This is a genomic window from Pseudomonas sp. TSRC2-2 (genome assembly GCF_049897785.1).
Classification (GTDB): domain Bacteria; phylum Pseudomonadota; class Gammaproteobacteria; order Pseudomonadales; family Pseudomonadaceae; genus Aquipseudomonas.
In genome coordinates this window covers 14397-31524 of the sequence record NZ_JAFCWZ010000002.1, presented here as the reverse complement: position 1 = coordinate 31524, position 17128 = coordinate 14397, and the positions used below count along the sequence as shown (strand labels likewise).

General features: G+C 60.5%; 17 protein-coding genes. 12 read left to right on the top strand and 5 right to left on the bottom strand.

All coding sequences use genetic code 11. The features are described 5' to 3' along the window. Window positions 1-4 precede the first annotated feature (4 nt). The 8 genes from cobU (at window position 5) to ACP7D9_RS03100 (ending at window position 5382) form a co-directional block, all read left to right on the top strand. Window positions 5-526, top strand: coding sequence for a bifunctional adenosylcobinamide kinase/adenosylcobinamide-phosphate guanylyltransferase (cobU, locus tag ACP7D9_RS03135; protein ID WP_101158713.1), 522 nt, complete (start codon window positions 5-7; stop codon window positions 524-526). Next, window positions 523-1578: a nicotinate-nucleotide--dimethylbenzimidazole phosphoribosyltransferase gene (cobT, locus tag ACP7D9_RS03130; RefSeq protein ID WP_426155634.1), complete on the top strand. Its 1056-nt coding sequence runs from the start codon at window positions 523-525 to the stop codon at window positions 1576-1578. Before cobU ends, cobT begins: the two co-directional genes overlap by 4 nt. Next, window positions 1575-2150: an alpha-ribazole phosphatase family protein gene (cobC, locus tag ACP7D9_RS03125; RefSeq protein ID WP_426155632.1), complete on the top strand. Its 576-nt coding sequence runs from the start codon at window positions 1575-1577 to the stop codon at window positions 2148-2150. Before cobT ends, cobC begins: the two co-directional genes overlap by 4 nt. A 1-nt stretch (window position 2151) precedes the next feature. Continuing rightward, a complete protein-coding gene (locus tag ACP7D9_RS03120) occupies window positions 2152-2874 on the top strand; it encodes an adenosylcobinamide-GDP ribazoletransferase (RefSeq protein WP_426155630.1) in 723 nt (240 codons plus the stop codon). A gap of 108 nt (window positions 2875-2982) precedes the next feature. Next, window positions 2983-3387: a MarR family winged helix-turn-helix transcriptional regulator gene (locus ACP7D9_RS03115; protein WP_101158717.1), complete on the top strand. Its 405-nt coding sequence runs from the start codon at window positions 2983-2985 to the stop codon at window positions 3385-3387. Window positions 3388-3439: 52 nt separating this feature from the next. Continuing rightward, a complete protein-coding gene (locus ACP7D9_RS03110; protein WP_426155627.1) occupies window positions 3440-4648 on the top strand; it encodes an MFS transporter in 1209 nt (402 codons plus the stop codon). Beyond that, the gene (locus ACP7D9_RS03105) at window positions 4645-4767 is read left to right on the top strand and encodes a hypothetical protein (protein WP_256589799.1); all 123 of its coding nucleotides are present in this window, start codon (window positions 4645-4647) and stop codon (window positions 4765-4767) included. The genes ACP7D9_RS03110 and ACP7D9_RS03105 overlap by 4 nt, the downstream gene beginning before the upstream one ends. Before the next feature lie 54 nt (window positions 4768-4821). Next, entirely contained in the window at window positions 4822-5382 is a 561-nt protein-coding gene (locus tag ACP7D9_RS03100) for a glutathione peroxidase (RefSeq protein WP_426155625.1), read from the top strand. A 111-nt stretch (window positions 5383-5493) separates the two neighbouring features. On the opposite strand, the gene ACP7D9_RS03095 is transcribed toward ACP7D9_RS03100, so the two are convergent. The 3 genes from ACP7D9_RS03095 to ACP7D9_RS03085 form a co-directional block, all read right to left on the bottom strand. Then, complete coding sequence (locus tag ACP7D9_RS03095) at window positions 5494-6765, bottom strand: OmpP1/FadL family transporter (RefSeq protein WP_101158720.1); 1272 nt, start codon at window positions 6763-6765, stop codon at window positions 5494-5496. Window positions 6766-6911: 146 nt separating this feature from the next. Beyond that, entirely contained in the window at window positions 6912-7394 is a 483-nt protein-coding gene (locus ACP7D9_RS03090) for a hypothetical protein (RefSeq protein ID WP_024012180.1), read from the bottom strand. A 272-nt stretch (window positions 7395-7666) separates the two neighbouring features. Beyond that, window positions 7667-7891 (bottom strand): hypothetical protein, encoded by a 225-nt coding sequence (locus tag ACP7D9_RS03085; RefSeq protein WP_016773719.1) that lies wholly within the window; start codon window positions 7889-7891, stop codon window positions 7667-7669. Window positions 7892-8799: 908 nt separating this feature from the next. Between ACP7D9_RS03085 and ACP7D9_RS03080 the strand changes: the two genes are divergently transcribed. Both ACP7D9_RS03080 and rmuC read left to right on the top strand, forming a co-directional pair. Then, window positions 8800-9123 (top strand): hypothetical protein, encoded by a 324-nt coding sequence (locus tag ACP7D9_RS03080; protein WP_101158721.1) that lies wholly within the window; start codon window positions 8800-8802, stop codon window positions 9121-9123. Between the two features lie 175 nt (window positions 9124-9298). Continuing rightward, the gene (gene rmuC / locus ACP7D9_RS03075) at window positions 9299-10663 is read left to right on the top strand and encodes a DNA recombination protein RmuC (protein WP_426156173.1); all 1365 of its coding nucleotides are present in this window, start codon (window positions 9299-9301) and stop codon (window positions 10661-10663) included. A gap of 443 nt (window positions 10664-11106) precedes the next feature. On the opposite strand, the gene ACP7D9_RS03070 is transcribed toward rmuC, so the two are convergent. Together ACP7D9_RS03070 and ACP7D9_RS03065 are read right to left on the bottom strand one after the other, a co-directional pair. After that, window positions 11107-14577, bottom strand: a complete 3471-nt coding sequence (locus tag ACP7D9_RS03070) for a hybrid sensor histidine kinase/response regulator (RefSeq protein ID WP_426155622.1) — start codon at window positions 14575-14577, stop codon at window positions 11107-11109. A gap of 256 nt (window positions 14578-14833) precedes the next feature. After that, window positions 14834-15376 carry a TetR family transcriptional regulator gene (locus ACP7D9_RS03065; RefSeq protein ID WP_426155620.1) on the bottom strand — a complete coding sequence of 181 codons (543 nt, stop codon included), beginning with the start codon at window positions 15374-15376 and terminating at the stop codon, window positions 14834-14836. Window positions 15377-15479: 103 nt separating this feature from the next. Between ACP7D9_RS03065 and ACP7D9_RS03060 the strand changes: the two genes are divergently transcribed. Continuing rightward, window positions 15480-16667, top strand: coding sequence for an MFS transporter (locus ACP7D9_RS03060; protein ID WP_426156170.1), 1188 nt, complete (start codon window positions 15480-15482; stop codon window positions 16665-16667). 49 nt (window positions 16668-16716) lie between these two features. Next, window positions 16717-17028, top strand: a complete 312-nt coding sequence (locus ACP7D9_RS03055) for a cupin (RefSeq protein ID WP_313006003.1) — start codon at window positions 16717-16719, stop codon at window positions 17026-17028. Window positions 17029-17128 lie beyond the last annotated feature (100 nt).

The window sequence follows — 17128 nt, the reverse complement described above, 5'->3', positions numbered from 1 at the left end:
ACCCATGCTCCAACTGATCCTCGGCGGCGCCCGCTCCGGCAAGAGTCGTCTGGCGGAAAAACTCGCCAGTGACAGCCATCTGGCGGTCACCTACATCGCCACCAGCCAACCGCTCGACGGCGAAATGAACCAACGCGTCGCCCATCACCGCGCACGCCGCCCGGCCGACTGGGCATTGATTGAAGAGCCACTGGAACTGGCCCGCGTGCTGCGCGAGTCCGCTGGCGCCGAGTGCTGCGTGCTGGTCGATTGCCTGACGCTGTGGCTGACCAATCTGCTGATGCTCGACGACGCCGAACGTCTCGCCGCCGAGCGTGAAGCCTTGATTGACTGCCTGGCCGCGCTGCCAGGCGAGATCATTTTCGTCAGCAACGAGACCGGAATGGGGGTCGTGCCGCTGGGCGAACTGACTCGTCGTTATGTCGATGAAGCCGGTTGGCTGCACCAAGCTCTGGCCGAGCGCTGTCAGCGAGTTGTGCTGACCGTCGCCGGCCTGCCCCTGACTTTGAAAGGACCTGCGTTATGAGCCCGACCTGGTGGCTGAACCCATGCAAATCCGTGAATGCCGATATCGTTGCGCAAGCGACCGAGCGCCAGCAGCAATTGACCAAACCGGCCGGTTCGCTGGGACGCCTTGAATCGGTGGCAGTGCAACTGGCCGGCTTGCAAGGTCAGCCCAAGCCAACGCTGGAGCACATCTGGATCGCGATTTTCGCTGGCGATCACGGCGTGGTGTCGGAGGGGGTTTCGGCTTATCCGCAGGAAGTCACCGGACAGATGCTGCTCAATTTCGTCAGCGGCGGCGCGGCGATCAGCGTGCTGGCGCGTCAACTCGGCGCGCAACTGGAAGTGGTCGATCTGGGCACAGTGAATCCAGCGCTGAATCTGCCCGGCGTGCGGCACATGAACATTGGCCCGGGAACGGCGAATTTCGTTCAGGGCTCAGCGATGAATCCGGCCCAGGGCGAATTGGCCTTGCAGGCGGGCCGCGACAGCGTGTTACGCGCCAAGGCTGCCGGTGCGCAGTTGTTCATCGGCGGCGAAATGGGCATCGGCAACACTACCGCCGCCAGCGCGCTGGCCTGCGCGTTGCTCGATTGCCCGGTGGCGCACCTCACCGGTCCGGGCACTGGGCTGAATGCCGCTGGCGTCAGTCGCAAGGCGCAAGTGATCGAACGCGCGCTGGCGTTGCATGGTGCGCAGCGTGGCGATGCCTTGCAGACGCTGTTCAACCTCGGCGGTTTCGAGATTGCCGCGTTGGTCGGCGCTTATCTGGCCTGCGCGCAGGAAGGCATTGCGGTACTGGTCGACGGTTTCATCTGCACGGTCGCGGCGCTGGTCGCGGTGCGCCTGAATCCGGCCTGTCGCCAGTGGCTGTTGTTCGGCCATCGCGGCGCCGAGCCGGGCCATCGCCATGTGCTGGAAACGCTCAGCGCTGAACCGTTGCTGGAGCTCGGCCTGCGCTTGGGCGAGGGCAGTGGCGCGGCGTTGGCAGTGCCGTTGTTGCGCCTGGCTTGTGACCTGCACGGGCAGATGGCGACGTTCGCTGAAGCGGCCGTAGCGGATCGCCCGGCATGAGCCTGCGCCTGGATCTGCTGCGCCACGGTGAAACGGAACTGGGCGGCGGCCTGCGCGGCAGCCTCGACGACGCGCTGACCGAAAACGGCTGGGCGCAGATGCGTGCAGCGGTGGTTGAAGGCGGGCCGTGGGATCGCATTGTCAGCTCGCCATTGCAGCGTTGCGCGCGCTTCGCCGCCGAACTCGGTGAGCAATTGAACCTGTCGGTGCATCTGGACAAGGATCTGCAAGAGCTGCATTTCGGCGCGTGGGAAGGGCAGAGCGCGGCGGCGTTGATGGAAACGGATGCCGAAGCGCTGGGGCTGTTCTGGGCTGATCCCTATGGATTTACGCCACCGCAGGGTGAGCCGGTCAGCGAGTTTTCCGCGCGGGTTCTGGCGGCGGTGTCGCGTCTGCACGCGGCCTACTCCGGTGAGCGGATTCTGCTGGTCAGCCACGGCGGCGTGATGCGCTTGTTGCTCACGCAGGCGCGAGGGCTGCCGCGCGAGCAGTTGCTCAATGTAGAAGTCGGCCACGGCGCACTGTTCGCACTGACCGTCGCGGCTGACGGCATGCTCAAGGAAGGTTACTGACATGTTGCCGCTGTGGATCGCCTTGCAGTTTCTCAGCAGCCTGCCGATTCGCCTGCCGGGCATGCCCGAACCGCAACAGCTGGGGCGGTCGTTGCTGTTTTATCCGCTGGTGGGGTTGTTGTTCGGGCTGGTCCTCTATGCGATGCATCTGTTGTTATCCGGCGCTCCGTTGTTGCTGCATGCGGCACTGTTATTGACTGTGTGGGTATGGCTCAGCGGCGCATTGCATCTCGATGGCCTGGCGGATAGCGCCGATGCCTGGCTCGGCGGCTTCGGTGATCGCGAGCGCACGCTGACGATCATGAAGGATCCACGCAGCGGGCCGATTGCGGTGGTCACGCTGGTGCTGGTGTTGTTGTTGAAATTCGCCGCACTGCTGGCGCTGATCGAACAAGGGCATACCTTGGCGCTCATCATCGTGCCGGTGCTTGGGCGAGCGGGGCTGTTGGGGTTGTTTCTGACTACGCCGTATGTGCGTGCGGGTGGTTTGGGGCAGGCGCTGGCCGATCATCTGCCGCGTAAAGCGGGGTGGTGGATGCTGGGGTTGAGTGCCTTGGGATGCGCGCTGATCGCCGGCTTCGGCGCGGTGCTGATTTCGCTGGGTGTGTTTGTCTGGCTGCGGCGGATGATGATGCGGCGGTTGGGCGGGGCTACCGGGGACACGGCGGGGGCATTGCTGGAATTGCTGGAGATGGGGGTGTTGGTCGGCCTCGCTTTGGTCTGAAAGATTTGCGCTGATGATGCTGGCCTCTTCGCGAGCAGGCACCACAAATGTTATGGGTGTGGTCATCTGTAACTTGATTTAACACAGTCGCGGGTATATACACGCATCATGCTTCCTTCTCAGTGTTTGTGCACCAATCTGCGTCGCGCCGCGCGTGGCGTCAGCAGGCATTACGACGGCGCTCTCGACGGCTTCGGGATCAACGTTGCCCAGTATTCTCTGCTGTGCAATCTGCAGCGCCTGGAGCAGCCGAGCATTTCCGAACTCGCCGAGGCCATGGGCCTGGATCGCAGCACGCTCGGGCGCAATTTGCGCGTGCTCGAGGGCGAAGGTCTGGTGGCGCTGGCCGAAGGCGAGGACATGCGCAACCGCATCGTGCGTCTCACCGAAACCGGTGTGCAGCGCCTGGCGGCGGCATTGCCGGCGTGGGAAGCGGCGCAACAGCGGCTGATCGACCGTCTCGGTGTCGAGAAGCGCGAAACCTTGCTCAAACTGCTCGACGAACTGGCCTGACGCCAGTTTGCTCGAGCCCAAGCGGGTATATACCCGCGACTGGAGAACAATAATGACAACGATGTGGCGTACGTGCGGTTGGGTGTTGCTGGGGAGTGCGCTGATCCTGGCGTTGTCATTGGGTGTGCGCCATGGATTTGGTCTGTTCCTGTCGCCAATGAGCGCGCAATTCGGCTGGGGGCGCGAAGTATTTGCCTTTGCCATCGCCCTGCAAAACCTGATCTGGGGCCTGGCGCAACCGTTTACCGGCGCGCTGGCCGACCGCTTCGGTGCGGCGAAAGTGGTGCTGATTGGCGGTGTGCTGTATGCGCTGGGCCTGGTCTGCATGGGTCTGGCCGATTCGCCGCTGAGCCTGTCATTGAGCGCCGGCCTGTTGATCGGCATCGGTTTGTCCGGCACTTCGTTCTCGGTGATCCTCGGCGTCGTCGGTCGCGCCGTACCGGCCGACAAACGCAGCATGGGCATGGGTATCGCCAGCGCCGCCGGTTCGTTCGGCCAGTTCGCCATGTTGCCGGGTACTCTCGGGTTGATCGGCTGGCTCGGCTGGTCGGCGGCGCTGTTGGTGTTGGGCCTGCTGGTGGCGATGATCGTGCCGCTGGTGAGCATGCTCAAGGACAAACCGCTGCCGGTGCTTGGCCATGAACAGACTCTTTCCGAAGCGCTGCGCGAAGCTTGCTCGCACTCCGGTTTCTGGCTGCTGGCGTTCGGCTTTTTTGTCTGCGGCTTTCAAGTCGTGTTCATTGGCGTGCATCTGCCGGCGTATCTGGTTGATCAGCATTTGCCAGCGACCGTTGGCACCACAGTGCTGGCGTTGATCGGGTTGTTCAACATCTTCGGTACTTATACCGCCGGCTGGCTCGGCGGGCGCATGTCCAAACCGCGCCTGCTGACTGCCTTGTATCTGTTGCGCGCAGTGGTGATCGTGCTGTTCCTGTGGTTGCCGGTGACGACCACGTCGGCGTATCTGTTCGGCATGGCCATGGGGTTCCTGTGGCTCTCGACGGTGCCGCTGACCAACGGTACGGTGGCAACCTTGTTCGGCGTGCGCAATTTGTCCATGCTCGGTGGCATCGTCTTTCTTTTCCATCAGCTCGGCTCGTTCCTGGGGGGCTGGCTGGGCGGGGTTGTGTACGACCGGACCGGGAGTTATGAATTGATCTGGCAAGTAGCGGTTGTCTTGAGCCTGCTGGCGGCAGCGCTGAACTGGCCGGTGCGCGAGCGTCCGGTGGCGCGGCTGCAAGCTGCGGCGAGCGCAGCATGAGCCGGATCGGCACGCGGTTCGCCATTGCCGCACTGGCGGCGGCGCTGCTGGCGCTGGTGTGGTGGGGCTGGCAGCGCGGCGGTCTGGCGCTGATGCAGTTGGGCATGAGCATTTGCTAGATGGCAGCGTGGCGAGTAACGTCGAAACCTTGATGACTGCCTAAGGATTTCGACATGTTGATGCGCTGGTGTGCTGTTCCCGCGTTGCTGATGGCCTTGACTGGTCTGGCTCAGGCTGGCGAATGTCCGGAGCTGCTGCAAGGCTCGCTGCCGAAGTTGCGCGCCAAGGAATCCATCGATCTGTGCAAGCAGTACGCCGACAAGCCACTGGTGGTAGTCAATACCGCCAGCTTCTGCGGTTTCGCCCCGCAGTTCGAAGGACTTGAAGCGCTGAACAAACGCTACAAGGCGCAAGGGCTGGAAATGCTTGGCGTGCCGTCAAATGACTTCAAGCAGGAGTCCAAGGATAGCGCGGAAACGGCCAAGGTCTGCTACGCCAACTACGGCGTGACCTTCAACATGACCGAGCCGCAGAAAGTTCGCGGCGACGACGCCACCCATCTGTTCCAGGTGCTGGCCGCGCAAAGCAATGCGCCGAAGTGGAATTTCTACAAGTACGTGGTCGACCGGCAGGGCAAGGTGGTGGCGAGTTTTTCCAGTTTGACCAAACCGGATGACCCCGAGTTTATCGCCGCGATCGAGAAGGCAATCGCGTCGAAACCGCTGAAGCCCTGACGCCTTGTGATGATCCTGCACGTTGTACGGATTTCAGACATGAAAAAGCCCCGCCTCTGCGAAGAGAGCGGGGCTTTTTCGGGGGCGAGGGGTTAACCTCGCCAAGGTGCATCAGAAGCGGTAAGTCGCGCCGACACCGAAGCCGTTAGCCGAGTTTTCATACTTGGCATCGTAGGTCTGGCCACGGTTGTTTTCGTTGCGAATGTTGACCGACTCTTCTTTCAGGTACGAGTACGCGACGTCGATGGTCAGGTCGTCGGTCGGGCTCCAGCCGGCACCGATACTGAAGATGGTGCGGTCGCCAGTCGGGATGCGCGGCGAGCGGTCTTCGTTATTGGTTGGCGACTGGTCGAAGGTCAGGCCGGTACGCAGTACCCATTCCTTGTTCAGCTGATACGAGGTACCCACGGCGTAGGCCCACGAGTCATGCCAGTTCTGGTCTTCATTGATCGTACCGAACTGACTGGCAAGCAGAGGCTGCACACCGGAGTTCTTCACGGTGATCTTGTCCAGCTGGCTCCAGCGGGTCCAGGTGGTACCGGCGTAGACATTCCAGCGATCGTTGATCGCCTGAGTGACCGACAGGTCCACGGATTCCGGCGTGGTGATCTTCAGCGAAGCGTCGTACTTCTGACTTGCGCCAACGCCCACGAGCGCCAGCGCGTTGTAATTGACCTTGGTGTTGCCTTCGAGCTTGTAGTCGACTTTGGAGTGATAAGTCAGGCCCACACGCGTGGTGTCGGTGGCCTGGACCAGCAAGCCGACGTTATAGCCCAGCGCGGTGTCGTCACCCTTGATCTTGACCTTGCCATCCGGCAGTGCCTGGGTAATCGACAGGTTGGATTCCAGCGAGCCGTCGATGCGGTTGATGGTGGGGCCGAAACCGATCGATACCTTGTCGTTGAAGGCGTAGCTGACGGTCGGCTGGAAGGTGATGACCTGCACTTCGGATTTGCTGCCGAAGTAACGGCCGGCGAAGCCGTTTTCATAATCCGTGATCAGGCCGAACGGTACATACACGCCGAGACCGAATGCCCAGTGATCATCGATCGGTTTTACATAAAAGCCCATCGGTACGGCGGTGAGGGGCACCATGTCGCCCTTGTTGCTGCCGCCATTAGGGCTGGAGCTGGTATCGCTGATATCGGTATGCGCGTCGACCAGGGCGACGCCGCCGGTGACCTGTTCGCGCTTGATGCGCGCCATGCCGGCCGGGTTGCCATAAACAGTGCTTGCGTCGTCGGCAGAAGAAGATCGCCCGGCAAAACCAGTCCCCATCCCACTGATGCTTTGTTCGTTGAGGGCAAAACCTGCCGCGAAGATGTGTGTGGAGGCAAGGGTAACGGCGAGGCTAAGGGTGGTTTTGAGCATGACTTTTTTCATTATTAGAACTCCTGGTGATCACCGGGGCGAAAATTACCAACATTTTCGTCGCAGCGCTATAGCCTGAATGCCTTGAGTTAGAGCGGTTTTGTAGGACAATCCGACCAAAATGCCGGCCTGATGCGAGAACTTGTGAAACCGCCCGGTCAGCAAGCGACCTGATTCAGCGGTGAAACACAGGTTTGCCAGGCATAGGTGAAGTCGCGCAAACGGCCTTGCGGCTGGAAGGTCTGGCGCCAGATGCGCGCCATGCCGAGCAGGTCGGTCGGCGCGGGGAGGGTGGGGTTCTGTTCTTCCACCAGCAGCCAGGCGATGGCAGTGGCGTAACGCAGGTTGACGGTCAGTTCCAGATGCGGGCCGCTGAGAAACGCATGCTGGCTGGCGAGGCCGCGCACCAGGCTGGCGCGCTCCGGATCGAGCGCCAGGTAATCATCCCAAAGCGCCTGGTGGCGATGCTCGGCGATTCGGTAGAGGCCGTGGCCACGGCGGTCATGCAGGGCAGAGCCTAGGGCGGATTGGCTGGCAGCGATACCCAGCAGCAGGGATTCGGCGGTTGCGCAGTGGCGTCCCAGATAGATCAATGTGGGACGGATCACATAGCGGCACAGTTCGCTGGCAGCGATACCCATAACACCCTCGGTTCTTGTTGTTGGGGGCGAGTCCTGAAGGGGGCTTTGGCAGCAGTGGATCGACTCAGGCTCGCCGCAAGCGGGTCACGCCGCTTGAGTTGAAGTGTAGTGTCATATTCAGCGTGTAAAGGTTTGTTTTTAAAATATTTGTGCCATTGCTTTCCTGGCGTTAGATCGGAACATGCTTAGAAGCGCAGCGCTAACAGTGAAATATCAGGCAATAAAAAGCCCCGCTTTGCAGCAGGGCTTTGCTTTTGCAGCCTGTTCGGCTTTCAGGCAACCAGTGCCTGACGTGTACGCTCGATCACGGCCTGCAGCGGTTCGGCGCTGGAGTATTGATCGGGGTACAAACGCTCGCTGTGACGAGCAATGCCGTGTTCATTGACCACGGTGAAGCTGAAGCAGCCTTTGCGAGCGGCCATGATCAGGCAGTTCATTGGAGCAAAAGCGTTGGTTAGGGTGCGAATGGCATCCTGAGTCTGGATTTGAGTAGACATAGTTATTAGGTGTTCCTACAAATGACACGGATAAGAACCGTGCAACGTTAAAACGTTCCAGTAACGTTGATCACCATTGATCAAACGAAGAACCCGACTGGAACAAAGCAGCCAGTTTGAAGCGCTGATAAATGAGCGCGCTTGGGCTGGCAGGTAGGTACTTAGGAGGACAGGCATCACAGCGAGGGCAAAGGTTCTGGGCCCGGGGTGAAGATCCTGATCAATTTGCAGGTTGGTTCGGTCAGAGTAAGTGGTCTTCGCAACGCCCTTTGCTTTCATTCAAAGGCAGCGTTGTCGCAAGATTTACCTGGAAACCATCGAGGGGTCGTTCTCGCTTTTTTCGTCACTGGCTTCCTGTTGGAAGTTGACCGTGGGAGATGTTCGACCGGAATTGACTTTCAGCTTGGTACTAACGCCGCGGATAGTAACGGATCCTTTCTGGCGAAGCAAACTCCAGCTTAAAAAAAGGACGAATGGGCGTGGTCGGGTCTGACCATCCGTCGGCGCCCGTATTTTGATAAGCGCTCTTGACCATTGATAAGCGAGCAAAACGACCCGAAAAAGCGCATGCATATAACCGGCTCGCAGGTACTTGTGCACATTGGGTGCGCGGAGCGTAACGCAACTGTCACATCGATCCTGACTCCAGCCGCTGCCTGTATGAAAAGTTTAAGTCAATGAAAAATATCGCCTTTTTTTGTTGGTGAAAAAATCGTCAGTTTGACTGCGAGCCCCATTCCATAAGGCTTTGCGAGGATTGGAAGGCGGTTGTCCACTGACTTATCCACAGCTTCTGTGGATTGTCCCTAGCGCTTGCTCTAGGACGGGCGTGCCGGGTTTTTTTCGACTTTACCTGTAAGAAAAAGAGAGTAAAGTGGCGCGCCTTCCGATCTGTCCCGCAGTGCTTTATGAAGTTTCGCTCAGTATCAGACTCTGTCACCTCCAACCCGTCCTCCGTTACCGCCCCCAAGCGTTTTTCCGTGCGCGTGGCTGAATGGCTGCTCGATGCGCCGCGCCTGAGCGACAGCCCGAGCGCCAAGCATCTTGCCGGGCGCCTGCTTAAACAACCGGCCCGGGAAGGCGTTGTCGCCGCGCAAAGCCGCCTCGGCCAGTTGATTTGTCGTGAATGCGGTAACGCCCGTGACCGCCGTATCGGTCAGGAGTTGTTGCGTCAGGCGGCGCGCGCCGGTGACCGACGCGCGCAGCAGGAACTCGGTCTGATCGAAGACTGAGCTGTCCAAGGCCTGACACCTTGGTTAACCTTCAGGCTTTATCCGATTGGCAGGAGTCGCTATGGCTATGGACTTGACCAGCGCATTGCTTGGTCTTGCGGCAGCAGGGTTGCCGCTGCTGGCGCTGGCCTGGCAACTGCAACGCCGGGCCAGCAGCGGCCAGGCCGATCTGGCCTTGCTCGAAGAGCGCCTGGCCATGGCGCAACTGGCCCAGGACGGCCTCACCGCGCAGCTTGAAGCGAGCCGCGATGAAATTGCCGACCTCGGCCAGGCCAACGCTGCCAAGCAGGCAGACCTTGCCGCCCTGCGGCGCGAAGTCGAATTGCTGCAGATCGAGCGTGATGACGCCCGCGATGCTTCCCACGCGTGGAACCTCGAACGCGCCAACAAGGACGCTGAGTTGCGCCGTCTTGACGCTCACGCTGCATCACTCAGCGCCGAACTGCGTGAGCAACAGGATAGCCATCAACAACGCCTGAACGACCTGCAAGGCTCGCGCGATGAGTTGCGTGCACAGTTCGCCGAACTGGCCGGCAAGATCTTCGATGAACGCGAGCAGCGCTTTGCCGAAACCAGCCAACAACGGCTCGGACAGTTGCTCGATCCGTTGAAAGAGCGCATCCAGTCCTTTGAAAAACGCGTGGAAGAAAGCTATCAGGCTGAAGCCCGCGAGCGTTTCTCGCTGGCCAAGGAGCTGGAGCGTTTGCAGGCGTTGAATCTGCGTTTGAGCGACGAAGCGACCAATCTGACCCGCGCGCTCAAAGGCCAGAAAACCCAGGGCAATTGGGGCGAACTTATCCTCGAGCGCGTTCTTGAGCACGCTGGTCTGGAAAAGGGTCGCGAGTACCAAACACAGGTCAATCTCAAAGGCCCGGATGGCGAGCGCTTCCAGCCCGATGTGATCATTTACCTGCCCGGCGACAAGCAGGTGGTGGTCGATTCGAAGGTCAGCCTCACCGCTTATCAACAATATGTTGCGGCAGATGACGACACCCTCGGGCAGATCGCAATCAAACAGCACGTGCTGTCGCTGCGCAATCACGTCAAAGGCCTGGCCGGTAAGGATTACAAACGTCTGGAAGGCTTGCACAGCCTCGATTTCGTTTTGCTGTTCGTACCGATTGAGGCAGCATTTTCCGCGGCGTTACAGGCTGAACCGTCGCTGTTTCAGGAAGCTTTTGACCGCAACATCGTGATTGTCAGCCCGACCACGTTGCTGGCCACGCTGCGGGTGATCGACAGTCTGTGGAAGCAGGAGCGGCAGAGCCAGAACGCCCGGGAAATCGCCGAGCGCGCGGGCTGGCTGTACGACAAGTTCGTGTTGTTTATTCAGGATCTGGACGAAGTGGGCAATCGTCTGCAGCAACTGGACAAGGCTTACAGCTCAGCGCGTAACAAGCTCACAGAAGGGCGCGGCAATCTGGTCAGTCGTAGTGAGCAATTGAAGTTGCTCGGTGCGCGGGCGAGCAAGAGCTTGCCGGCGGATCTGCTGGAGCGGGCGATGACGGACGTTGATGGGTTGGTTGAGTTGCCTGAGTAAAATTCACAGGCTCGTTTTTTTCTGGCTGATTGGGGGCATATCCGTTGCTGCGGTCGTGGCCGCTGGCGGTTTCGCCTGACGGCGAGTTACTTTTTTACAAGCGCCCGGAATGCCGGCCCAGAAAAAAAATAAGCAAAAAACGCTAGCTCCTGCGTTCGGCCCTCGCAGGCTCGGGTTCCTTCGCTCCGAGATCGATCCGGGCGCAGCGGCTACGGTTTGCTTCGCTGCACCTCCTTGCGCTGTGTCTGGCTGCGCCAGACGGTCGCTGCGCTCCCACGCCCGGATCAATCCCTCTACTCAGCCTTCCGACGTCGCCGGTGAATCAAGATCAAAAGCACTCGAGCTTGCGCTCATTGTGTAGGAGCTGCCGAAGGCTGCGATCTTTTGCTTTTGCTTTTCTGTGGGAGCGAGCCTGCTCGCGAAGGCGTCTGCAAGAGCACCCTCTACAGCGGCAAATACCGACTCAACAGTGCCCGCAACGCCGCCGGCTTCACCGGTTTGGCCAGATAATCCAGTCCCGCCGCGTGCACCTGGGCCACGGTCTCCGGGCGCCCATCTGCGCTGATGACCACGCCGGGCACCGGTTCGCCCAGGCGCGTGCGCAACCACGCCATCAGATCTGTGCCGGTGTCGCCGTGGTCGAGGTGATAGTCGACCAGCGCCAGTTGCGGCCGCACGCCTTCAGCCAGTATCGCCGCGCATTCTTCGCGGTTGCGCGCCGTCCACACCTGGCAGCCCCAGCGACTCAACAGGCTGTTCATGCCGATCAGAATGCTGTCTTCGTTATCGATGCACAGCACCTGCGCGCCGCTGAGCAGTTTTCCGTTTAGTTCCACGGTGGCACTTGCCGGAGGCGTTTGCGTACGGGCAATGGGCACCGTCACGCTGAACACACTGCCGCGTCCCGGCCATGAGCGAACGCGCAAGGTATGCCCGAGCACGCGGCACAAGCCGTCGGCGATCGCCAGCCCCAGGCCCAGGCCCTTCTCGGCGCGGGTCTGGTGGCTGTCGAGGCGTTTGAATTCTTCGAAAATCACCTGCTGCTTGTCTTCCGGAATACCCGGGCCGCGATCCCAGACTTCCAGACACAATTCGTCGCCACGCCGGCGCACGCCCAGCAGCACCGGGCCTTTGGCGTAGCGGAACGCGTTGGTGAGAAAGTTCTGCAAAATCCGCCGCAGCAGCTTGATGTCGCTGTCGATGCGCAATTGGCTACCCCGCACGCGGAACGTCAGTTTCTGCTCCTGCGCCAGCGCTTTGAACTCGGCACCGAGGGTGTCAAATAGCTCATTGACGGCGAACGCTTTGCGATCAGGGTTGATCTTGCCGTTTTCCAGGCGCGAGATGTCCAGCAGATCGCTGATCAGGTCTTCCGCCGAACGCAGTGAGCTGTCGAGGTGTTGCACCAACTGCTGCGCCTCTGCGCTCAAGCCTTCGTTTTGATGGGAGAGGGCGGCGGAGAACAGACGCGCGGCGTTCAGCGGCTGCATCAAGTCATGGCTGACGGCGGCGAGGAAGCGGGTTTTCGACTGGTTGGCCGCCTCGGCGTTGCCCTTGGCTTCGGTGAGTGCGACGTTGAGTTGCGACAGTTCCTGGGTGCGCTCGCTGACCCGTTGTTCCAGCCCTTCGTTGGCCTCGGTCAGCGCCTGTTCGGCTTCGCGGAACGCGGTAATGTCGGTGAAACTCATGACGAAACCGCCGCCGGGCATCGGGTTGCCGATCAGTTCGATCACTCGACCATTGGGGAACAGCCGTTCGGAAGTGTGCGCACGGCCCTGACGCATCCAGTGCAGACGCCGGGCAACGTGCACTTCCGCTTCGCCGGGGCCGCACAAACCGCGTTCGGCGTTGTAGCGAATGATGTCGGCAATCGGCCTTCCGACGCTGATCAGGCCGTCGGGGTAGTTGAACAGCTCCAGATAACGCCGGTTCCACGCCACCAGTTTCAGCGATTGGTCGACCACGCTGATGCCTTGCGTGATGTTTTCGATCGCGCCTTGCAGCAGTGCGCGGTTGAATTGCAGCACTTCCGAGGCTTCGTCAGCGATTCGGACTACGTCCTCCAGCTGCATTTCCCGGCCTTCGATGGCGGCCTTTACTACGGCGCGCGTCGAAGAAGCGCCAAGAACACCGGCGAGCAAGCGTTCGGTGTGGGCAATCCATTCGCTGTCGGCGTTCTGGTTGGGGTTGAAGCCTTTGCCCTGGCGGTAAGCGAAACGAATGAAGCTTTGCCGCGCACGTTCTTCGCCGACAAAACGTGCCGCCAGTTGCAGCAGATCGTCGATCTGCACTGCCAGCATCGAACGAGCATTAGGCCGCTCGCTGATTTCCTGGCCGATAAAGCGCCCGGCCTGCCAATGTTCCGAAACCCGCGTGCGCGACAGCACCGAGACCCAGGCAAATAACGTGAAATTACCAGCCAGGGACAACACCACGCCTTGGGTCAACGGTGTGATCGGCAGGTTCAGCGGATTGCTGTGCAGCCACGCCAACCCCGGGAAACTCGTCAGCGACCAACCGAGACTGTGCGCGGCAATCGGCAACACCAGCGTGTAGAACCAGAGGAAAGTGCCAGTGGCCAGACCGGCGAACACGCCACGGCGATTTGCCTGTTTCCAGTACAACGCGCCGAGCATCGCCGGTGCCAGTTGCGTCACCGCCGCGAAGGCAATCTGGCCAATGGTCGCCAGGCTCGCGGTCGAGCCAAGCAAGCGATAACTGACGTAGGCCAGCAGCAGGATCACCACGATGCTCACCCGGCGCACCGAGAGCATCCACTGGCGGAACACTTCGAACGGGCGCTCGGCGTTATTACGACGCAGCAGCCACGGCAACAGCATGTCGTTGGAAACCATGGTCGACAGCGCAACGCTGGCGACAATCACCATGCCGGTCGCTGCCGATGCGCCACCGATAAACGCCAGCATCGCCAGCGCCGGATGGGCCTGGGCCAGCGGCAGGCTGATCACGAACGAGTCGGGTAGCACGTGGCTGGGCAGCATCATCTGACCGGCGAGAGCGATCGGGACGACAAACAGTGCGGCCAGAGCCAGGTAGGCCGGGAACACCCATTTCGCCAAGCGCAGATCCTGCGGATCAATGTTCTCCACCACGGTGACGTGAAATTGCCGAGGCAGGCAGATGATCGCCATCATCGCCACGCCGGTCTGCACCACCATCGACGGCCAGTTGATGGTTTCTTTCCAATAGGCTTCAAGGCGCGGGGCGAGCATCGCCTGATTGAACAGGTCGTCGAAACCGTCATACAGGCCGTACGTGACGAAGGCGCCGACGGCGAGAAAGGCGAACAGCTTGACCAGCGATTCGAAAGCGATCGCCAGCACCATGCCTCGGTGGTGTTCGGTGGCGTCGAGGTTGCGCGTGCCGAAAACGATGGTGAACAACGCCAGCACCAGCGACACGATCAGCGCGGTGTCCTGAGCGCGAGTGCCCATGGCATCGGCGCCGGCGCCGATCAACAGGTTCACGCCGAGGACGATGCCTTTGAGCTGCAAGGCAATATAAGGCAACACGCCAACCAGGCAGATCAGCGCCACGACCACCGCCAGCGATTGCGATTTGCCGTAGCGCGCGGCGATGAAGTCGGCGATGGAGGTGATGTTCTCCTGTTTGCTGATCATCACCATTTTCTGCAGGACCCACGGCGCGCCGACCAGCAGCAGGATCGGCCCGAGGTAGATCGGCAGGAATGACCACAGTTGTTCCGCCGCCTGACCGACCGCGCCGAAGAATGTCCAACTGGTGCAGTAAACGGCCAGTGACAGGCTGTATACCCAGGCACGCACGCGCGGCGGCAACGGTGTGCTGCGACGGTCGCCGTAGAAGGCGATAGCGAACATGATGGCCATGTAGGCCAGGGCAACGACGGCGATCAGCCCGGTGGACAACGACATGCAGCACTCCCGACAAAAGACGCCGGGCACTCCTGCCCGGGCGGACAGTCTCGCATGCGAGAGGCGGTTAGTCAGTGTCGACCAAGGTCGTGGCGTGGCGGGGTGTCGCAGGCATGGATCGTTGCGTTTGTGCGTTGACACTGCCCGGCGCGCAATCGTGTAGGAGCTGCGGCACGCTGCGATCTTTTGATGTTGATGTGAAGATCAAAGGAACGCAGCCTCGTTGCACTCGTCAGCTCCTGCATCAAAGCTTGCGTCAGTCCAGACGCAGCGCAATATCGACCAGACGATGCAACTCATCAACTTCCAGCGCCGCCGCCGAAAACAGAATCCGGAACACCACCGGCGCCACCACCAGATTGATCAAGCGATCAACACTCGGCGTTTTCTCGTGCGGATAGCGATCGACAATGGTCTGCAACTGCGCACCGATGATCGTCACGCAATAGCCAGGCGTCGCGCTCGCCTGTACGTCGCGCATCATGTTGCGCCCGACCTCTGAACTCATCTCGTCGAGATACTGCTCGGCCCAGGCGCGGATGTCGCCGCGCAGGCTGCCCGTCTCTGCCGGTTCGCTGTCGGGGCGCATGCGGGCGAGGGCGACGTCGGCGAGTAATGCCGCCAGATCGCCCCAGCGCCGATAGATCGTCGACGGCGTGACCCCCGCGCGGGCGGCGATTTGCGGGACGGTCACGGTGGAGCGTTCCTGCTCTTGCAGCAAAGCGTTGACCGCCGAATGAATCGACTCTTGCACCCGGGCACTGCGACCACCGGGGCGTAAACCTTCTTTAATAGCCATGCGGCAGACCTTAACACAAAGAATTTGCTTTAAGCGCTGGGCGGTAGCACACTCCGCAAAAGCGAAAAATTAGCTTTTGCGGAGTGTGCCCATGACCAGCGCCTTGAATAACATCGCTTCCCACCGTTCCAGCCTGTGGTTTCTGGCGATCACCTTACTCAGTTTTCTCGCCGCTTCCACCGCGCCGACGCCGTTGTATCACCTGTATCAGATTGAGTTGCACTTCTCGGCGGCGATGCTGACGCTGATTTTCGCTGTGTATGCCTTGAGTCTATTGGCGGCGTTGCTGACGGTGGGTTCGCTTTCCGACCACTTGGGCCGCAGACCGGTGATCTTCACCGCCGTATTGCTCAATGCATTGGCCATGTTGCTGTTCATCTACGCCGATAGCGTGGCGTTGTTGATCAGCGCGCGGGTGTTGCAAGGTTTCGCGACCGGCATGGCCACGGCTGTTCTGAGCGCAACATTGCTCGATACCGACCGCCAGCAGGGGCCGCTTATCAACAGTGTCGCGCCTTTACTGGGTATGGCTCTGGGCGGTTTGGGCTGTGGCTTGCTCGCAGAATACGCGCCCGCACCGTTGCAATTGACCTATTGGTTGCTGTTGGCCTTGTTCGTGTTGCAGGGCCTGTATGTCTGGTGTTTACCGGAAAGCGTCTCGCGCCAGCGCGGGGCGTGGGCGTCGTTGCGACCGACCTTGCATGTGCCAGTGCAAGCGCGTTCAACCTTGTGGCGGGTGTTGCCATTGAACACTGCAACCTGGGCGCTCGGTGGTTTTTACGCCTCGCTGGCGCCTTCGTTGGTCCGCACGGCCACTGGCTCGACATCCAATCTGATCGGTGGCGCGACCGTCGCGACGCTGACCGTGACCGGGGCGCTGATGATCTTCACGATGCGCAAGCGTCCGGCCAATCAGGCGTTGCGCTTGGGTGCAGGTTTGCTGCCGGTCGGGCTGATTCTGATTCTGCTCGGCGTGCATGGCGCCAGTCTGTCGCTGTTTTTCTTCGGCACGCTGATCGCCGGTTGTGGCTTCGGTTCGGGCTTCCTCGGTGCGGTACGCAGCTTGGTGCCATTGGCTTTGCCGCATGAACGGGCCGGGTTGATGTCGGCTTATTACGTGCTCAGTTATCTGGCGTTCTGTCTGCCGGCGTTGCTTGCCGGACACATTGCGCGCAGCTTCGGGTTGCTGGCGACCACCGACGGTTACGGGGCGGTGCTGATCGTGCTGGCCGTGGCCGCGCTGCTGCTCAGTCTGCGTCCACAGGTGTGTAACGTGTGTCGCGCTCCTTAAACGCCGCTGTTTCGGTTAGCCTTGGCCGACTTCTTTCACGGATCGACTCATGAAGATTATCCGCAGCAGATCGTTCACCGCCGAGCGTGCCTGGGGGGCACTGAACATTGCCAACATGAACGGCATCACCACGCGCTTGCACTGGACGGATCAACCGTACAAGTGGCACGTCAACGACGGCGAGGAAGTGTTCGTGGTGCTCGATGGCCAAGTGCAGATGCATTTCCGTGAGGAGGGCGAGGTGAAACAAGCGCTGCTGAACGTCGGGGACATTTTTTACGCGTCGGTCGGCACCGAGCATGTCGCCCATCCACAAGGCGTCGCGCGGATTTTAGTGATCGAGTCGGTCGGCAGCGTGTAGGTGCTTATCTACAAAGCAGATAACAGTTAGAGATATTACCCGTTATATCGATATTCGATTCGGATCTACCATGGACTCAACCTCTCCAGAGGACAGGAGT